The 16,524-nt window shown below is 64.9% G+C and carries 20 protein-coding genes and 2 pseudogenes; 11 read left to right on the top strand and 11 right to left on the bottom strand.

Annotated elements, in window-relative coordinates; genetic code table 11:
- A pseudogene (locus AKL29_RS46110) lies at positions 1-926 on the top strand (amidase family protein); the annotation flags it as partial.
- A 40-nt stretch (positions 927-966) separates the two neighbouring features.
- Positions 967-1,428 carry a PaaI family thioesterase gene (locus AKL29_RS37540; RefSeq protein ID WP_050387648.1) on the top strand — a complete coding sequence of 154 codons (462 nt, stop codon included), beginning with the start codon at positions 967-969 and terminating at the stop codon, positions 1,426-1,428.
- Between the two features lie 152 nt (positions 1,429-1,580).
- On the opposite strand, the gene AKL29_RS37535 is transcribed toward AKL29_RS37540, so the two are convergent.
- On the bottom strand, positions 1,581-1,874 hold the full coding sequence (locus AKL29_RS37535) for an HdeA/HdeB family chaperone (RefSeq protein WP_050387706.1): 294 nt from the start codon (positions 1,872-1,874) through the stop codon (positions 1,581-1,583).
- A gap of 214 nt (positions 1,875-2,088) precedes the next feature.
- A complete protein-coding gene (locus tag AKL29_RS37530; RefSeq protein ID WP_050387647.1) occupies positions 2,089-3,042 on the bottom strand; it encodes an amidohydrolase family protein in 954 nt (317 codons plus the stop codon).
- A gap of 290 nt (positions 3,043-3,332) precedes the next feature.
- Here AKL29_RS37530 and AKL29_RS37525 point away from each other — a divergent pair, with 290 nt between their 5' ends.
- Complete coding sequence (locus tag AKL29_RS37525; protein ID WP_050387646.1) at positions 3,333-3,524, top strand: hypothetical protein; 192 nt, start codon at positions 3,333-3,335, stop codon at positions 3,522-3,524.
- Positions 3,525-3,717: 193 nt separating this feature from the next.
- Positions 3,718-3,942 (top strand): MGMT family protein, encoded by a 225-nt coding sequence (locus AKL29_RS46785; protein WP_080667252.1) that lies wholly within the window; start codon positions 3,718-3,720, stop codon positions 3,940-3,942.
- Between the two features lie 514 nt (positions 3,943-4,456).
- On the opposite strand, the pseudogene AKL29_RS37520 reads toward AKL29_RS46785, so the two are convergent.
- The 3 genes and pseudogenes from AKL29_RS37520 to AKL29_RS37510 all read right to left on the bottom strand — a co-directional run bounded on the left by AKL29_RS37520 (position 4,457) and on the right by AKL29_RS37510 (position 8,330).
- Positions 4,457-6,471, bottom strand: a pseudogene (locus AKL29_RS37520) (pyrroloquinoline quinone-dependent dehydrogenase).
- A 71-nt stretch (positions 6,472-6,542) separates the two neighbouring features.
- Entirely contained in the window at positions 6,543-7,973 is a 1,431-nt protein-coding gene (locus AKL29_RS37515) for a caspase family protein (RefSeq protein ID WP_050387705.1), read from the bottom strand.
- Positions 7,974-8,102: 129 nt separating this feature from the next.
- Positions 8,103-8,330, bottom strand: a complete 228-nt coding sequence (locus AKL29_RS37510; RefSeq protein WP_016848541.1) for a hypothetical protein — start codon at positions 8,328-8,330, stop codon at positions 8,103-8,105.
- A 159-nt stretch (positions 8,331-8,489) separates the two neighbouring features.
- Here AKL29_RS37510 and AKL29_RS37505 point away from each other — a divergent pair, with 159 nt between their 5' ends.
- Together AKL29_RS37505 and AKL29_RS37500 are read left to right on the top strand one after the other, a co-directional pair.
- A complete protein-coding gene (locus AKL29_RS37505) occupies positions 8,490-8,942 on the top strand; it encodes a hypothetical protein (protein ID WP_028337121.1) in 453 nt (150 codons plus the stop codon).
- A 163-nt stretch (positions 8,943-9,105) separates the two neighbouring features.
- On the top strand, positions 9,106-10,290 hold the full coding sequence (locus tag AKL29_RS37500) for a GNAT family N-acetyltransferase (protein WP_050387645.1): 1,185 nt from the start codon (positions 9,106-9,108) through the stop codon (positions 10,288-10,290).
- Between the two features lie 277 nt (positions 10,291-10,567).
- Here the strand turns inward: AKL29_RS37500 and AKL29_RS37495 are convergent, their stop codons facing one another.
- The 3 genes from AKL29_RS37495 to AKL29_RS37485 all read right to left on the bottom strand — a co-directional run bounded on the left by AKL29_RS37495 (position 10,568) and on the right by AKL29_RS37485 (position 12,843).
- The gene (locus tag AKL29_RS37495) at positions 10,568-11,206 is read right to left on the bottom strand and encodes an NIPSNAP family protein (RefSeq protein ID WP_050387644.1); all 639 of its coding nucleotides are present in this window, start codon (positions 11,204-11,206) and stop codon (positions 10,568-10,570) included.
- An 84-nt stretch (positions 11,207-11,290) separates the two neighbouring features.
- On the bottom strand, positions 11,291-11,956 hold the full coding sequence (locus AKL29_RS37490) for a DsbA family oxidoreductase (RefSeq protein WP_050387643.1): 666 nt from the start codon (positions 11,954-11,956) through the stop codon (positions 11,291-11,293).
- A 62-nt stretch (positions 11,957-12,018) separates the two neighbouring features.
- The gene (locus AKL29_RS37485; protein ID WP_028337125.1) at positions 12,019-12,843 is read right to left on the bottom strand and encodes a helix-turn-helix domain-containing protein; all 825 of its coding nucleotides are present in this window, start codon (positions 12,841-12,843) and stop codon (positions 12,019-12,021) included.
- Positions 12,844-12,937: 94 nt separating this feature from the next.
- On the opposite strand from AKL29_RS37485, the gene AKL29_RS37480 reads away from it, so the two are divergent.
- Together AKL29_RS37480 and AKL29_RS37475 are read left to right on the top strand one after the other, a co-directional pair.
- Positions 12,938-13,162, top strand: a complete 225-nt coding sequence (locus AKL29_RS37480; protein ID WP_050387642.1) for a hypothetical protein — start codon at positions 12,938-12,940, stop codon at positions 13,160-13,162.
- A gap of 30 nt (positions 13,163-13,192) precedes the next feature.
- A complete protein-coding gene (locus AKL29_RS37475; RefSeq protein WP_028337127.1) occupies positions 13,193-13,591 on the top strand; it encodes a hypothetical protein in 399 nt (132 codons plus the stop codon).
- 55 nt (positions 13,592-13,646) lie between these two features.
- Here the strand turns inward: AKL29_RS37475 and AKL29_RS43565 are convergent, their stop codons facing one another.
- Together AKL29_RS43565 and AKL29_RS37470 are read right to left on the bottom strand one after the other, a co-directional pair.
- Positions 13,647-13,805, bottom strand: coding sequence for a hypothetical protein (locus tag AKL29_RS43565; RefSeq protein ID WP_167350463.1), 159 nt, complete (start codon positions 13,803-13,805; stop codon positions 13,647-13,649).
- Entirely contained in the window at positions 13,802-14,263 is a 462-nt protein-coding gene (locus tag AKL29_RS37470; protein ID WP_050387641.1) for a group III truncated hemoglobin, read from the bottom strand. Before AKL29_RS37470 ends, AKL29_RS43565 begins: the two co-directional genes overlap by 4 nt.
- A gap of 83 nt (positions 14,264-14,346) precedes the next feature.
- Between AKL29_RS37470 and AKL29_RS37465 the strand changes: the two genes are divergently transcribed.
- Positions 14,347-14,781, top strand: a complete 435-nt coding sequence (locus AKL29_RS37465) for an RrF2 family transcriptional regulator (protein WP_050387640.1) — start codon at positions 14,347-14,349, stop codon at positions 14,779-14,781.
- Complete coding sequence (locus AKL29_RS37460; RefSeq protein ID WP_028337130.1) at positions 14,778-15,068, top strand: DUF6522 family protein; 291 nt, start codon at positions 14,778-14,780, stop codon at positions 15,066-15,068. The genes AKL29_RS37465 and AKL29_RS37460 overlap by 4 nt, the downstream gene beginning before the upstream one ends.
- Before the next feature lie 23 nt (positions 15,069-15,091).
- On the opposite strand, the gene AKL29_RS37455 is transcribed toward AKL29_RS37460, so the two are convergent.
- Complete coding sequence (locus AKL29_RS37455; RefSeq protein WP_050387639.1) at positions 15,092-15,763, bottom strand: SET domain-containing protein; 672 nt, start codon at positions 15,761-15,763, stop codon at positions 15,092-15,094.
- A 165-nt stretch (positions 15,764-15,928) separates the two neighbouring features.
- On the opposite strand from AKL29_RS37455, the gene AKL29_RS43560 reads away from it, so the two are divergent.
- Positions 15,929-16,524, top strand: a 596-nt coding sequence (locus AKL29_RS43560) for a hypothetical protein (protein ID WP_082190815.1), incomplete at its 3' end; no start/stop codon positions are given.

The following is a 16,524-nucleotide window of genomic DNA, read 5'->3' as shown; positions in this document are numbered from 1 at the left end:
CCGCCGGGGTCAACGGCAATATCGGCCTGAAGGTCTCGCGCGGCGTGTTCTCGCTCGCGCCGCATCTGTCCGATCTCACCGGGCTGGTCTCGATCCAGGGCTGCCAATCGCGCACGGTGCGCGACACCGCTGTTTTCGTCGATGCCTGCCGTGGCCCCGCGCCCGGCGAGTTCATGCCGTTCTGGACCTCGCCCGAGCCCTATGCCGCGATGATCGCGCGCGATCCCGGCCGGCTCAGAATCGCGCTGTCGCACACATGGGGCGACTATCGCGCGACGCCGCACATCGCAGCCGAGCTCGAGCGGGTCGGACGTTTCCTCGAAGGCCTCGGCCATCAGGTCGACTACGCACTGCCGGCGGTCGACTATCGGGAAGCCTTCGCGGCACAGACCACCTGCTACATCAGCAATTTCGCCGTCGTGATCGGCAACATGCTCGCCGCGCGCGGCCTCGAACGGCCGCCGGCGCAGCTGATCGAGCCGATCAACATCCGCATCTGGGAGCATGGCCGCGACTTCAGCTTCGCCGATCGCGCCCGCATGCAGGCCGTCTTCAACACCACCTCGCGCGGCTTCGGCGCCTTCTTCGAGGACTGGGACATCATCCTGACGCCGATCACGGCGCTGCCGACGCCGAAGGTCGGTACCACGGAATATCTCACCATCAGCGACAATCCGTCGGTGCTGGACTGGTTCGGCAATCTCTGGCGCAACTTCGCCTTCACGCCGCTCGCCAATCTCTGCGGCATCCCCGCGATCTCGCTGCCGCTCGCGACCAACGAGCACGGCCTGCCGCTCGGCATTCAGGCGATCGGAAAGCAAGCGAGTGACGGGCTGTTGCTGCAGCTCGCCGCCCAGATCGAACGGGCGATCGACGGCAAATGGAACGACGGCAAGAGGCCGGGCGTGCATGTCGCCCCGAATTGAGACATAGATCGAGAACAATCAACGGAGGAAGCAGGACGTCATGCAGCAGGCCAGTGAATTCGGGATCGAGGACGCGCGACGGGTGCTCGGCGACGTCTTTGCGCCGTGGGTGCAGGACCTCAATCTGTCGATCGAGCAGTTCGACATCGCAGCCCCGGCCGTCGGCGATGCCGACTGGCAGCCCGGCGCCATCCTGCGCATGCCGTTTTCCGAACGGCTGTGCCGCAATGGCGGCATCGTCTGCGGCCAGGCGCTGATGGCGTTCGCCGACACCGCGATGGTGCTGGCCAATCTCGCGGCCAACAAGGGCTATCGGCCGATGACGACGGTCGACCAGACCACGCATTTCATGCGCGCGGTGACGGCGTCCGACGTGCTGGCCGACGCCCGCGTGGTCCGGCTCGGCCGTACCATGAGCTTCGGCCGCGTCACGCTATCCTCCGCCACCGACAACAAGCCGGTGGCGATGGTGTCGAGCGCCTTCGCGATGCTGCCGGGATAGGCCTCTCTCATCATAGACGGTGTATCTCCTCATCCTGAGGAGCTTGCGCAGCAAGCGTCTCGAAGGACGAGGCCACCAGGCCGGCCTCATCGTTCGAGACGCGCGTTCCGCGCTTCTCACCATGAGGGTTCAGGCTAATCACGCTGCAAGATTTACTTGCCGAGCACGGCCTCCGCGGCGTTGACGATGCTGATCGTCGGATTCTTTCCGCAATAGGTGCCGAACTTCTTGGCGTTCTCGGTGAACACGTCGGTGTCGATGATCGCCTCGTCGGAATCGCCCTTGTACCAGCCGTCCATCCAGACCAACACCATCTTGATGGTGTCGTCGCCGCCGTCGACGAACTGCTTGCAGGTCATGGTCGAGAGATCGAGGACGGTGGCGCTGGCCGGTGCCGACGACAGCGCGAGCGCGGCGGCAAGCATGATCGAGGCAGTGATCTTCATCGCAATCTCCATGGGCAACGATCTGAAATGAACCGGTCGCCGGAAAAGCCAGCGTGTCCGCCCGCGACCCGTAAGCGATGCGTTACATCGAACGCAAGCACGGCATCGCGCGGATCAGCCCGCACGTCGTTTCGGTGCACGCATTGAGAATTCGTGTTTCTGATCTGTGACGGCGCCGCGCTAAAGCGGATTCATGCATCGCCGCAAGCCCGGTTCACGTCCAGCGAAGCCGCGCCAGGATCGCGCGGCCCATGATCCAGTCCTTGTCGCTGTCGGTGAGGAACGGAAGCTCCTCTGTGAATTCCGTCACGCGCTGCCGGTAGGTGGCCCGGGCGAACGAATTGGTTAGATCGGTTCCCCAGTGGCAGCGCTCCGGGCCGTAGGCGTCGAATAGGCGGTGGATATGCGGGGTCACGTCACGGAATGGATAGGGCTCAGTCGAAATCAGCGGTACCGACGACAACTTCACCGACACATTCGCAAATTTTGCGAGCGCGACCGACTGGGCAATAGCTTCCGGCACCGCGTTGTTTCTTATGGAATCCGATGAATCAGAACGAGGGCGCAGGCCCGCGCCGACGCCCATGTGGTCGATGATGAGCGTAAGTTGCGGGTGTCGCTCGGCGATACGGGCGAACAGCGACGTCTGGCCCGATGTGAGAAACATCACAGGCAGGCGGGCCTTCTCCGCCGCCGGCCAGAACCAGTCCGCGGTTCCGTCTGTCAGCCATGCCGCTTCGCCGGGGCCGAAGTTCAACCTCACGCCCAGCACACCGGCCTGGTCGCGCCAGGTCGCAAGCCGTGCCGCGCGGTCGGGCTTGTCGAGGGCTACACGCGCCATGATTGCGAAGCGGCCGGGGTACCGTTTGACCGCCTCCTGGGCATAGTCGATGCGCTCGCCTTCGAGCGACACCGGCGGAACGATGACGACGCGATCGACGCCGGCCTCGTCCATCAGTGGAATTATTCGCTCGATGGTGAAGGGCTCCGGAAGCTGCGGTTTGGCACCGGGGAGCCAGGGTCTTTCCGGAGTGCTCGCCGGCCACAGGTGGACCTGCGAATCAACGATCACTCGTTTTTGCTGCGCGACCGTTGTCGCGGCACGCTGCATTGACAGCGCGACGCCGGTTGCGACGGTGCCGGTCAGAAAACTACGGCGTGAAGGCATGTGATGTCCTTCCTGTTCTATAGTTTTAGTCACGACATGATAGTGATCGACACAGCGCCCCGCGCTGGATCACAGCAAATTGGCTCGCAATATTGAGGATCACATCAGGAAATTGCGACTATGGAAATCGGGTTCAAAGGTCAATTTGCGGCGCAACAATCTTGAACCGCACATGTCGCAGTCGGGTCAAATGCCGACTGCGGCGGTCCGCTCGACCTTGGTCGGCTTCCATTGCAGTCCTGACGTGGCCAGCGTTGCCGTTGGGCTCTCATCTACCTCACGCCTTCGGCATGCTCACGTCGATCAACAACTTCGCCGCCGTGACCGCCAGTAAGGCCGGCAAGATCGAATCGCTCGACGAAGAATGGCAGGACGGACACAAGCGCCAGATCGAGATCTATCGGTGGTGTTGCGTCTCCGACACCGGGTATTGGGTGTATGCGAACGCTAGCAAGATAAGACCGCTTTTGACTGGAAATTAGAATTCGACCTTACCCTCGTTCCGTACACCGGTGACGATTCATGGGAGGAAGGAAAGCTCAAGAAAATAAAAGAGTGCCTGGACAGTGACGCGTTACCGGACGCCGCCGGTGGAACGGTTGGCAAGGAATTACGTTCCATACAAACACAAGGAACACTCCTGGCGGTCAACCGGAAGAAGGCTACGCTTGGCATATGAAAAAGACGTTCTCCGACAAAGTGCGCGATATCGTCCGGAAAATACCGAAAAGCAAGACGATGACGTACAAAGAGGTCGCTTCAAAAGCTGGAAATCCGAACGCCGCACGGGCTGTCGGAGCCGTTATGCGATCAAATTACGATCCGTCGATACCGTGCCACCGCGTCGTTGCGAGCGACGGGAAGATGCGCGGGTACAACCGCGGTGCGCGCATCCGCTGATCGCTCTGCGGATGAACGCGCGTGTGTTCTCTTTGGGTCTGGGGATAAGGTCCGCTTTGGCCCAAAGAAGCGACTCGTTTAGATCAGCTTCAGTTCTTTCAGACTGGCGTGACCTTGCTTGCCGACGATGATGTGGTCCCCGATCGCAATCGGAAGCGGCGAAGTTGGTCCACAAGTCGACATCCCCGCGGTCTGCGCCGCGGGTCCGCATTTCCTCTCGGAAGCGATATCCCGGATTTACGCGTCCACGCCCCAGGTTCAATGCATCCGCGAACAACCTGCGCTCCCTCTCCGGTTGCGGGAGGAGATGCAGCGAATGCCGCCAAGCCGATTCAACCCGACTTCATCGTGCTTTAGCGGAGCGAGGCGACGCTTGCATAATTTCTGAATAGTGGAAATATACCCCTGACTTGCCCGACGTGTCAGGTTGCTTTTCGAACGCCGGCAGCCGCCGGCTACTTTGCATGGGGTTGTTTTCGATATTTTGGCGGCGCGCACCTGCTGCAGGGAGCACCTAAGCGGATCGCAAGCGGCGGCTCCGCCGCCAGCGCCACAACAGCGCGACGAGGGCGACGAGCACGAGACCGCCGGCCACAGCCTTGGCGACGAACCGTCCGCCCGGGCGATCGATCAGCCGGGCCATCAACGACACGCTCTCGCCCTGGCGCGGCAGGCGAAACGCCACCACGCTGTCGCCGATCGACGTGCCGGCTTCGGAATGGCCGCCGGCGCCGATCACGACGTACTGCTCGCCCTTCCAGAGATAGGTCATCGGATTGGCGACACCCGGCACCGGAAGCCGGCCGAGCCACAACTGCTTTCCCGATCTCGCATCGAACGCGCGCAAGTAGGCATCCATCGCGCCGGTGAACACCAGGCCGCCCGCGGTGATCGCGACGCCGTTGACCAGCGGCGTGCCGGTATCGAGCGCGATGCCGAGCGGCGCGAGATCCTCGCTGGTGCCGACCGACGCATGTTGCCGGCCTTGAGATCGACCGCGACCGTCTCGCCCCATGGCGGCTTGTTGCAGGGCGTCCCAACCGACGTCATCGCCAGCGCCCGCGACATCGCAAACGGCGCACCCTGCTGCTGGCCGAATTCATGGCCGGGCGGCGGGTTGAAGCCCTTGGCCTGGTCGCGCGGAATCAGTGTGACGATGTGCGCCGCGTGACTGACATTGGCGTAGAGTATCTGATTGACCGGATCGAACGCCGCGCCGCCCCAGTTCACGCCACCTCCGGTCATCGGATAGATCACCGTGCCTTGCGTCGACGGCGGCGTGTATAGACCCTCATTGCGGGATTGCGCGAACAGCTCCTCGCAAGCCGAGCTTCCGGTGCCCGGCAACAGGCCGGCGATATCATCGGCCGTCATGCGCTGTGTCAGCAGCGGCGGCACATGGGTCGGGAATGGCTGCGTCGGCGACAGCTGCTCGCCCTCGGCGCCGTTCTGCGGCACCGCGCGCTCCTCGACCGGCCACACCGGCTTGCCAGTGTCGCGATCGAGCACGAACACAAAACCCTGCTTGGTCGGCTGGATCACGACGTCGCGCATGCCGTTGCCGGTATCGATCCGCGCCAGCGTCGGCTGCGCCGGCAGGTCATAGTCCCAGACGTCGTGATGCACGGTCTGGAATGCCCATGCGAGTTCGCCGGTCTCGATCCGCAGCGCGACCACGGAATTGGCGTGCTCGTCATTGCCGGCGCGCTTGCCGCCCCAGAAGTCGGGACTGGGCGATGTCGTCGGCAAGAACACCAGGCCGCGCTCCTCGTCCACCGACATCGGCGCCCAGACGTTGCTGTGGCCGGCCTCGATCCCGTCATGCACGAGCGGATCGAAGCTCCACCGCGGCTGGCCGGTCCGCGCATCGAAAGCACGCACCGCGCCGAGCGGCGCATCGACGCGCCGGCCGTCACCGATCGCGGACCCGACCACGACCACGCCGCGTCCCGTCACCGGCGCCGACGTGATCTGAAACTCGCCCGGCCATTCCAGCTTCATGCCGACGTCGATCCTGATCTCGCCACCGTTGCCGAAATCGGCGCAGGGCTTGCCGGTTCTGGCATCGAGCGCGATCAGGCGCCTGTCGTTGGTGCCGGTGAAGATGCGTGACTTGCAGGCGGCGCCTTCCGCCGCACGATCATCCGTCCAGTGCGCGACGCCGCGGCAGACAAAACGATTGGCCGGCCGCTGCGCCATGCTGATCTTCGGATCGAAACGCCATTTCTGCGCACCGCTGCCGGGATCGAGCGCGATCACTTCGTTGAACGGCGTGCAGAGGATCAGGCTGTCCTCGACGAACAGCGGCGTCACCTCGAACTTGGTGCGCTTCATCACCTCGGGCGGGCGCGTATCGAGATCGCCGGTGCGGAATTCCCAGCCGCGCAGCAGCGTGCCGACATTGTCTGATGTGATCTGCGCCAGGGGCGAGAAGCGCTGTCCGCCGCGGTCGCCGCCCCAATACTCCCAGGCGCGCGCCGGCTGACCATACAGCAGCAGCGCGGCAAGCAGGCAAAACAGCGACCGCATCGCGTCCTCCCCCAGGATGCGATCACCAGGCGCCGCATCTCATGCGGGAAAGCATTTACGCGATCGGCGCGTCAGTATCCACCCCGGCGATAGCCGCCGCCGTCGTTGCCGCGATAACCACCGCCGCCACCGATGCCGATGCCGATCCCGATTCCGATCGGCGGTCCGGCAGGTTCATAGACCACGGTTGGAGGCGGACGGCGCACCACCACGACGTCGTCCTCGACCACCACGCGCGGCGGGCGCTTGCCCGCGCGCCGCGGAGGATCGGGATCGGCGCGCTTTTTCACCGGCGCGTTGACCCTCTGCTGCGGCGTGGCGTTGCACGGGCAGGTCGGCGCCGCCAGCGCGACGTTGGTCGCGGGCACGCTGAGCGCAACGGCGGGCGCCGGATCGGGACGGTAGCGCAGCCGTTCGATCATCTTGCGCGCGGTCGCTGTCAGGTCGGTGTCAGGATATTGCGCGAGGAAGCCGCGATAGGCCGCCGCCGTGTTGGCGAGAACAGCGCTATTCCACGCCACCATGCGGCGATGCCGGTCGAGCCAGTCGCGCGCCTGCAGGCCGCGCGGCGTGCCGGCGAAGATCGCGGCGAAGGCCTCATAGGATTCGTCGGAGCCATCGATCACCATCAACTCATTCGCGGCCTCGATCGGCTTGCCCTGCAACTCGCGCTTCCATTCGTCGACGGTGCGCTTGGCCGCGGCCGGCGGCGGCGTCGCTGCGGGCGACGCTGCAGCACCCGCCATGAAACGGAAATCGTCGGTCAGTGATGAAGAGTCCCACGGCGTCTGGCGGCCGTCGGTTGCCTTGTTCACCGCGAGGCGAACGCGCTTGAAGGTGTCCTCGATCGGGATGCCCGGCTCCTTGGCCGAGGCCAGCAACGCGGTCGTGTAGGGGCTGTTGGCGCCGCTGCCGTCCTCGGCTTCGGCGCCCGGCGAGGTCGAGAACGAGACGAACGTGCCGGGTGCGCCGACCCTGGCATCGACGATGGCGAGGCCATGCCCCGCGGTCTTGCTGAGTTCCGGGAATGGATTGTTGCGGCAGGCATCGAGCAGCACGATGCGCATCCGGCTCGGCACCGAGGTCAAGGTATTCAGGATGTCGTTGAGCCGAACCGCCTGGATCGGGATATCGGCCTCGCGCTTCGGATCGACATCCACCGGCACCAGATAGTTCTCGCCGTCGATCTGCAGACCGTGCCCGGCATAGAACACCAGCGCCACGGTGTCGGCGCCCTTCGCCGCCACCTGGCTGGCGAAATCGCTGAGCCGTGCGCGCATCTCGTCCTGCGATAGGTCCGATGCGGCTGTCACCGCAAATCCGGCATCGGTCAGCATCTGCGACACCGCCCTGGCGTCGTTGGCCGGATTCGGCAGCGCGGGCACCGACTTGTAGGCCGACTGCCCGATCACCAGCGCCAGCCGGTTTTCCGCCAACGCCGGCACGGCGCCGAGCAGGATCGCTGCCGGAACGATCAGGCTGAGGAGCGAACGGCGAAGCATGACGGCCTCCGACAATGACATCGAAGATGGGTCGGAGGCCGTCAGGCCAAGGTTCATGCCGTGCGGCAATGTGCTGCCGACCGACGCCGGTTCGGATGTCGAATGGCCGCAGAGATCTCGCGAGCCCGGCTATTTCGGCTTCTTGGCCGGATCCGCGGCCGGCTTGGTGACGCCCCAGGGATCGTATTTCTCCTTGGGCTCGGGGATCCGATCGAGCGCGGCCTTGTAGGCCTTCTCGTCGACCTTGGGCTTCTGCTCCGTCTTGGTATCGCCTCCACCGCCCCCTCGCCGGCCCTGGGCCAGGGTGGGTGTCGCGAGCAGCGCCAGAATGACGGCAGCAACCGTGAAGCGTTTCATGTCAGTCTGTCTCCCCCGCCGCCGCAGCAACATCCGGTAATACCTCTACCCCAACGATAACTTGTCGCTCGACATTTGTTGATCGACAAAGCGCCGCCTGATGCGAATTCAGCGCCACCAGGGGGCGCAATCCTGGCGGCGGCACATTAAATGCGCTGAATGGGACAGGGACAAGTACATCTGGCGGCGCTGCTGGCCGGCGCCGCCTTCATATTGAGTGGCTGCGGGCTGGCGGACAGCCACGCGGTGTGGCCGGAGGCCTTGAAGGTCAAGGCTACAGAGCCGGCGCCGCTCGAGACGCCTCCGGACGTCAAACGGCTGGTCGCGGGCAAGCTGGATTCGGTGTTCACGGCCGGTTCACAGCCGACCCATGTGCGGGTCTCCGCCCCGCTGCACGACCCGCGCGGCACCGGCTGGACGGCCTGCGTGCGCGCCGAGCTGACATCGGTGATCGGCAAGCCGCTGGGGACGCAGACCTATCGCGTGTTCATCAATGAAGGCTCGATCTTCGATCGCCGGCAGGTCGGGGCCGACGATAATTGCGTGACGGAGATGTACGAACCGGTCGAGAGCACCGTTGCGGCGGAAGCGCAACGGAGCGTCAAACCCTAGCGCTTGAGCCGGTAGGCCGCCGCGCACCGGTATGCTGAACGGCCCGTTAACGCGACCGCTCAAATTGCGCGGTGGCCTCAACGGCATTTTCCATTTCTTTCCGCTAGCGTTGCCCTGACGAACGCAAGGCCCAATCAGCCTCGCGGAGTGGGGAAACAGGGACGTGGCCGATATTGCTGACCAGGCAATGATCCACCGTGCATCGCGCAAGGATGCCACGGACGATCGCACCTTGCCGCCGCTGTCGGCCGCGCCGCTCAATGCATGGCGTGCGCTTGCCGCGCGCGCGATCGAGGCCAATGGCTACTACCAGCCCGACTGGGAATTGGCGGTCGATGCCTCCGCGCGCGGCCGCACCGGCGCGGCGCTGCTCAGCGCCGCCGGCGATGCCGGGCAATTGATCGGCCTGTTGCCGGTCGTTCCGATGCGGCGGATCTACAGCATCGCCCTGCCCGCTTTGGTCGGTGCCGAACCCTATGGCACGCTGTGCACGCCGCTGCTCGACCGCGACGCCGCCGAGGAAGCGGCGGGCAAGATACTGCGGCAGGCACGCAATGCGGGCGCGCATGCGCTGATCCTGCGCACCATGTCGCTCGAGGGCCCGGCCATGGCGGCGATCTGCGCGGTGCTGGCGCGAGACGGGTTGCAGCCGCGCATACTAAGCGCCTACCAGCGCGCCCAGCTGGATGCGACGCGCGATGCCGACGAATTGTTGCGCGACGCGCTCGGGCCCAAGAAGCTGAAGGAGCTGCGCCGCCAGCATCATCGCCTATCCGACCATGGCGCGGTGCGCTTTGATGTCGCCCGTACGCCGCGCGAGGTTGCAACGGCGCTCGAGACTTTCCTTGTCCTCGAAGCCGGTGGCTGGAAGGGAAAGCGCGGCACGGCGCTGAGCCAGCATGCCGGCGATGCGGCCTTCATCCGCCGCGCGACGTCGGCAATGGCCGAAGCCGGCCGCTGCGAGATCGTCACGCTGCATGCGGGCGGCACGCCGGTCGCGGGCGGCATCGTGGTGCGCCACCAGGACCGCGCCTTCTTCTTCAAGATCGGCGTCGACGAGCGCTTTGCGAAACATTCGCCCGGCACGCAGTTGACGCTCGAGCTGACGCGCCATCTCTGCGCCGATCCCGCGATCAATTCGGCCGATTCCACCGCGGCGCCGGGTCACCCCATGATCGACCCGATCTGGCGCGGCCGCTTCGCGATCGGCGACGTCTTGCTGCCGCTGCGGCGCCGCGATCCGCTGGTGCCGGCCATTCACGCCGCGCTGACCTTGAACAAATTCGCCTACGAAGCCGCGCGCGGCGCCGTCCGCTTCATCCGCAGCCGGCGCGGCAAGCTCGGATGATGCGGTTTACCCTTTCGTAGGCATGCAGACACATCGGGAAACAACGGGCCGCTGCCGTCAGGTTGGTGTCAGCTGGCCCGACTAGCGTTGCGGCGCGCTGGTTCTCAGACGGCGCGCGCCCTTGCTTCGAAAGCCTCATCTGATGGAAGCATCGGATGAGGCTTTTGCCGGCGTTCGCGACGTCCTGACGCCAAACGAAAAGGCCGCCTCAACCGGCGGCCTCTCTGTCTTGCGCTCGGCGCATCATTGGGAAACGCGGCGCGACCAGCGCCTCCCCTTACTGCAACGGCGAATGCGGTGCCGGCAGCATGATGGTCGAGTGCATCTCCTCGAGCACTTGCGTACCCTTGCTCAAAAATTCCAGCCAGGCCGGGTCCTTCATCGCGTTGCCGCGTGCGGTGGCACGGGCGTTGAGATCGGGATAGGCCCAGATGTGGCAGACCTCATTGGGCTGCCCGGCTTCGGTGGTCCAGAGGCCGACGATCTTGGAGTATTTCTCGCGCTCCGGCATCACGCCGGTGATCAGATCGAGCCATTGCTTGGCGCCGCCGACCGGCTTGGCGCGATAGTTGCGGAATTCGTAGATGTTGCCTGATGTCGCCGGCGCCACCGGCGGGATGATTGCATTGAGCAGCCGCACCTCTTGGCGCACCAGCAGCGGACGGATCACCGGAATATACTCGCCGGTCCAGCGCGGATTCTTGGCGAGCTCGGCGCGCAACCGGGTCCGCTCGTTGAGATCGGCGTAGCTCCACATGTGCATGACCTGATTGAGCGGACCGATCTCGGTGATCCAGTAGCCTTCGAGCTTGCCGAAATTGTCGGCGCGGATATCGCGCGAGATCGTGCTCGCCGCCTTCACCATCTCGCCGACGACTCCTGGACGGACCGTATAGGTGCGCAGCTCATAGATCATGATGGTCTCCCTGATTGTTTCCGATGGATGATGTGGGCAAACGAAAAGCCCGGCATGAGCCGGGCTTTCGATAGGGATTGCGGACTACTCCGCAGCCTCTGCGTTGATCTCGGCCGAGACCTGGCGGATGGCGCGGGCGAGCTGCTCGGCCGGCTGGGCGCCGGACACCGCGTATTTCTGCGCGAACACGAAGGTCGGCACGCCCGAAATCCCCTTCTCGGCGGCCTCCTGGGCCTGCGCCGAGACCAGGGCAACATCCTCGTCGGTGGCAAGACGCTTGCGCACGTCGTCGGCATCGAGCCCGACATCGGCTGCCGCCTGCACCAGCACGTTGCTGTCGGTGAGATCGCCGCCGTCGCGGAAGTACAGCTCCATCAGCCGCTGCTTCATCTCGGCCGCCTTGCCCCTGGCCTCGGCCCAGTGGATCAGGCGATGGCAGTCGATCGTGTTGGGCTGCCGCTTGACGAGCTCGGGATGGTAGGTCAGCCCCTCCTCGCTGGCCGCTGCGACCACACGGCCGGCGATGCCCTTGTAGGCCTCGACCGAGCCGAACTTGGCGGTGAGATATTCCTCGCGGCTGATGCCCTCGCGCGGCACCCAGTTGTTGAGGAAGAACGGCCGCCAGTGCACCTCGACCGGCACATCGGGCACCAGCTTGAGCGCATCCTCGATGCGATGCTTGCCGATATAGCACCAGGGGCAAACGACGTCGGAGACGATGTCGAGGCGAAGCGGCTTCAAATCGCTCATGGCGGGGTTCCCGGCAGAAATGGAACCCCAAAGGTAGGCCGAACGCGCCCCAAGACAAGCCGCTATTTCATACTGGCTGCCATCTGCCGCATCCGCTCGGCGGTCAGCTCATCGGCCGGGAAGAAGGTCTCCAGCGCCAGTTCCTGCAGCGTGATGTCGACCGGCGTGCCGAACACCATGGTGGTCGAGATGAAGCTCAGGATCTCGCCATTGAGGCGGAGCTTGAAGGGAAGCGCGACGTTGTTGTCGGTGGTGATCGGGGCCGACCGCGCCGGAATCGGATAGGACTTCAGATCCTGATAGAGCTTGAGCAGCTCCGGATCGGCCGTTGCCTCGCATTGCCGATGCAGCCGCTCCAGAAGATGCGCGGCCCATTCCGCGAGGTTCACGGTGCGCGGGGCGAGGCCCTCGGGGTGGAAGGCAAGCCGCAGGATGTTGAAGGGCTGGCCGAGCAGTCGCTGCGGCACGCCCTCGAGCAGCGGCGCCACCATGCGGTTGGCCGAGACCAGATTCCAGTGCCGGTCATAGGCCAGCGCCGGATTGGGCTCATGCGCCTTCAGCACGAGGTTGATCGCCTCGCGCGCCGATCTCAGTGCGGGATCGTCCAGCGAGCGTTGCGGGAATGCGGGTGCGAAACCCGCGGCGACCAGCAGCACGTTGCGTTCGCGTAGGGGCACGTCGAGGCGCTCCGCGAGTTTGAGGACCATGTCGCGCGACGGCGCCGAGCGGCCGGTCTCGACGAAGCTCAGATGCCGCGCCGAGATCTCGGCATCGACCGCAAGGTCGAGCTGGCTGAGATGACGGCGCTGCCGCCACTCGCGCAGGTGCTCGCCGATCAGGACGGGTTTTGCGGGCTCGGCCCGCGCCAGGGATGCATGTGCGTTCATGGTGCAAAACCTACCATGCGGAATTCGCCCGTTCCATTACGCCTGAGGTAATCGAATTGGCGCGCCGGCCGGCTCATCTTCCACGGCACAGGAGATGACCATGCTGATGCTGTCCCTTGTCCGCGCCCTCGCCGTCCTGCTCCCGTGGCTGATCCATCTGGTCACCTGGCTGCTGGCGCGCTCGCTCAACATGCCGCAGCCGCTCGTGCACGCGACCGGCGTGTTCGTGTTCGCTCAGGTTTATGCGGTCGAAATGAGGGTCGGCAAGGCGCTGTGTCCGCTCCGGCTGTGGCGTCAGCTGCAGTCCCTGTTCCACTGACCATCCCAATCCCAACGAGGAGACACTGCCATGATCCATTCGTCCCAGCTGCTGCGCCGCGCTCTGCTTGCCGACGCCGTCTTCAGCGGCATATCGGCCATAGCTATGGTGCTCGACGCCGGCGCGCTGGCATCGCTGCTCGGCCTGCCGGAAGCGCTGCTGCGGGAGACCGGCCTGTTCCTGATCGCCTATACCGCGCTGGTCGGCTGGCTCGGCACGCGCATGTCGGTACCGAAGCCGCTGGTGATGCTGGTGGTCGTCGGCAACGCGGCCTGGACGCTCGCCAGCATCGCGCTGCTGCTGTCGGGCGCGGTGTCGCCGAATCTTTTCGGGACCATCGTGATCCTCGCCCAGGCGATCGCCACCGGCGTGTTCGCCGAGCTGCAATATGTCGGGCTGCGCCGCAGCGGTGAGGCGGTCGCGGCGTAGACCGAATGCCGGACGTGACGAGCGGCCGTCGCGGCAAACGCGGCGGCCGTTTCCGTCAGCTCAGCACCACCGCGACGATCATGCCAGCGAAGGTCAGCGCCAGGCCGATGATCAACATCGGCACCAGGCTGCTGCCGGAAAACGGATCGGCCTGATTCTGATGAAACCACGCGCCGTCGATGGCGCGCGCAATTGCCTTCGCCCTGTTCCTCATTGCACTGCTCCTGCTTCGCTTCGCCTGTAACGCTCGCCGACCGCCAGCATCACGCCCTGTCCGCTGGCGACGCCCATCTCGAGGCTCGAGGCGATGCGCCGCGCGCGATCGATGAAATGCGCCGCCGCGTCAGGCGGGCACAGCTCGGCCGCGGTCGCCTCGAACAGCTCGAGCCAGCGGTCGAAATGCGCGGCGTCGATCGGCAGCGGCATATGCTTGACCATCGGTGTGCCGTGATAGCGCCCGGTCATCAGCGCGACCGAGGACCAGAACGCGCACATCTGGGCCAGATGCGACTCCCAATTGCTGATCCTGGTCTCGAACACCGGTCCGATCATCGGGTCCTTGCGGACCTCAGCGTAAAAGGCGTGCACCAGCTGCTCGATCATGGCCTCGGTGATCCCGGTCCGCGCGACAATCCCGGCGGTGATCTGCTCGCGGCGCTCTGCTGCTGTCATGGCTCACATCCTAAATAGGTATTTCAAATGCCTATTTAGCCTGCTATAGCTGATCCGCCAAGTGCTGATTTCGAAGGGCTTCCATGCGCCTGACATCATTCACGGATTTTGCGCTCCGCGCCCTGATGCGGCTGGCCGGCGAGCCGGACCGGTCGTTTGCGACCAGCGAGATCGCGGCCGAGTTCGACATTTCCCGCAATCACCTTGCCAAGGTGGTGCGCGACCTGGCCGACGCCGGCTTCATTGCCACCCAGCGCGGCGCCGGCGGCGGGTTCTCGCTGGCGCGGCCGGCGGAGACCATCACCCTCGGCCAGGTGGTCCGTGCGCTGGAAGGCGGCAGCGCGCTGGTCGAATGTTTCAGGGATGATGGCGGAGATTGCCTGCTGCTGCCGCGCTGCCGGCTGAAGGCGAAGCTTGCCGCCGCACGCGAGGCCTTCACGCGCGAGCTCGACGGTACGACGCTCGCCGAATGCGCCTACCTGCCGCGTTCCGTCCGCCACCCCGCGAGGGCATCATGACGACGATCGCATTCGCGAACGGCGCGTTCGAGGTCGACGCCAGTATCGTCGCCGAAGGCCTCGGCATCGCGGTCCCGCTGCTGCAGGCCGGGATGCGCTCGGGCGCGATCACGACGCGCTCGGAGCGCGGGTTCGACGCCGATCAGGGGCGCCATCGCCTCACATTCTTCTCGGAGAGCAAGCGTTTCCGTCTCGTCATCGACGAGCACGGCACGATCATCCAGCGTTCGACGCTGGATTTCGGCAATTCCCCGTTGCCACGCGCGGCGCACCGGCCGGGCGGCTAGAGCGTTTTCGATCGACGTTGGTATCAGGCCTGCAGCGCCCGGGCGGTGCCGCGCTTCGACGAGGCAGCCTTCCTGCCCGCCGTGTTGATCAGGCTGTGGCCATTGAGGTGCTTGCCGTTCAGCGCCGTGCCGTTGGCGAGCTTGCCGTTGGCTTTGGCAGCCTTCTTCGCCTTCCTCTGCCTGGCCCGCTCCTCGGCGAGCTTCTCGGCCTTGCGCTGTGCCTTCCGCTCGGCCCTTTCCTTCAGCCGCACCCGCTCCGCCCTAGCCTCCGCACGCTTCTTCTTGCGCTTCTTCTCGCAGGCATCGCACTTGCAGCCGATCGGCTTCAGATAGGCTTTGAAATAGTCGGTTCCGTAGTCGTAACTGATTTCGTCGCCCGGCTCGATGTCCTTGATGGCGCGGATGAACACCTTGCGCTTGCGTGGGCGAACGTCGGATTCCGCGTTCGGCCTGCAGGCGTGGTTGATATAGCGCGCGACGTTCTCGCGGATCGAGCCGTCGATGGTCCAGCGGTTGGTGAGCTCGAACAGATATTTGTTCTCGATCGCGTCCTCATCCTTCTTCTTCGAGTCGAGCAACGGCCCGAAATAACGGATGATCTTGGTGCCTTTCTTGATCGGCTTGGTGGCGAAAAGGCCAAGACCGGTACGGGAACGGCCGACGCGATAGGGCTTGTTGGATGATATCGTGGGCATGACGATCGAGGTTACGGCACGCTGGGTGCACGCGACAGAAGTTGCGAAGCCGCCCTTCTAGGACGATTCCGCGCGCCTGTCAGGTGTTTCCCGCGTGTCTATTGAACCTTCCCCAGATTGCATATGTCAGACACAAAGTAACGTCCGGATCGCAGGTTTCCCCCGATGAAATACCTTGCTTTTGCAACAGTCGTTATGGCGGTTGCCGGCGCAAATCCCGGTCATGCCGGCTCTGAGACGATCAGCAGCAGCTACACATCGACCGCGCCGAAGGCCTGCCGCATGATCGGCAAGCCCAGCGAGGAGGACGGCAGCACCACCAGGGTCTGTCCGGGAAAATCCGGACTTGTGGTGCTGATCAACGAGGGCGACCTGCGCGAAGTGGTCTCGGTGGGCCGAAACCGCGAGGCGGCAGCCAGGGAACCGGCGGCGCAGGCCTGGTTCGGCCCGTTCAGCTCGACCGGCGATAGGGTCGAATGGCGTGCAGCCGGCGGCAAGCCGTTTGCGATCATCCAGCGCTGGCAGATCGCCGACAACAGCGAGCAGGACAAGCGCGGCGGCCCAGTCTCGCGGGCAATGCTCGCCGTGACCCGGCTGCCGCCGGGCGATGTCTGTCATGTCGCCTATGTCGACGTCGCGGCCAATCCCAACGCCAACGAGCTGGCGCGGCGGGCCGCCGACGATTTCGCCCGCGATTTCAAATGCGGCACGGATACGGTGAAGACGATCGGACAAAGCGGCCGGACCACGTCGCTGACCAA

This window comes from Bradyrhizobium pachyrhizi, from assembly GCF_001189245.1.
GTDB lineage: Bacteria > Pseudomonadota > Alphaproteobacteria > Rhizobiales > Xanthobacteraceae > Bradyrhizobium > Bradyrhizobium pachyrhizi.
Note: the sequence above shows the minus strand (reverse complement) of the source record. Positions and strands in the feature narration are given on the sequence as shown.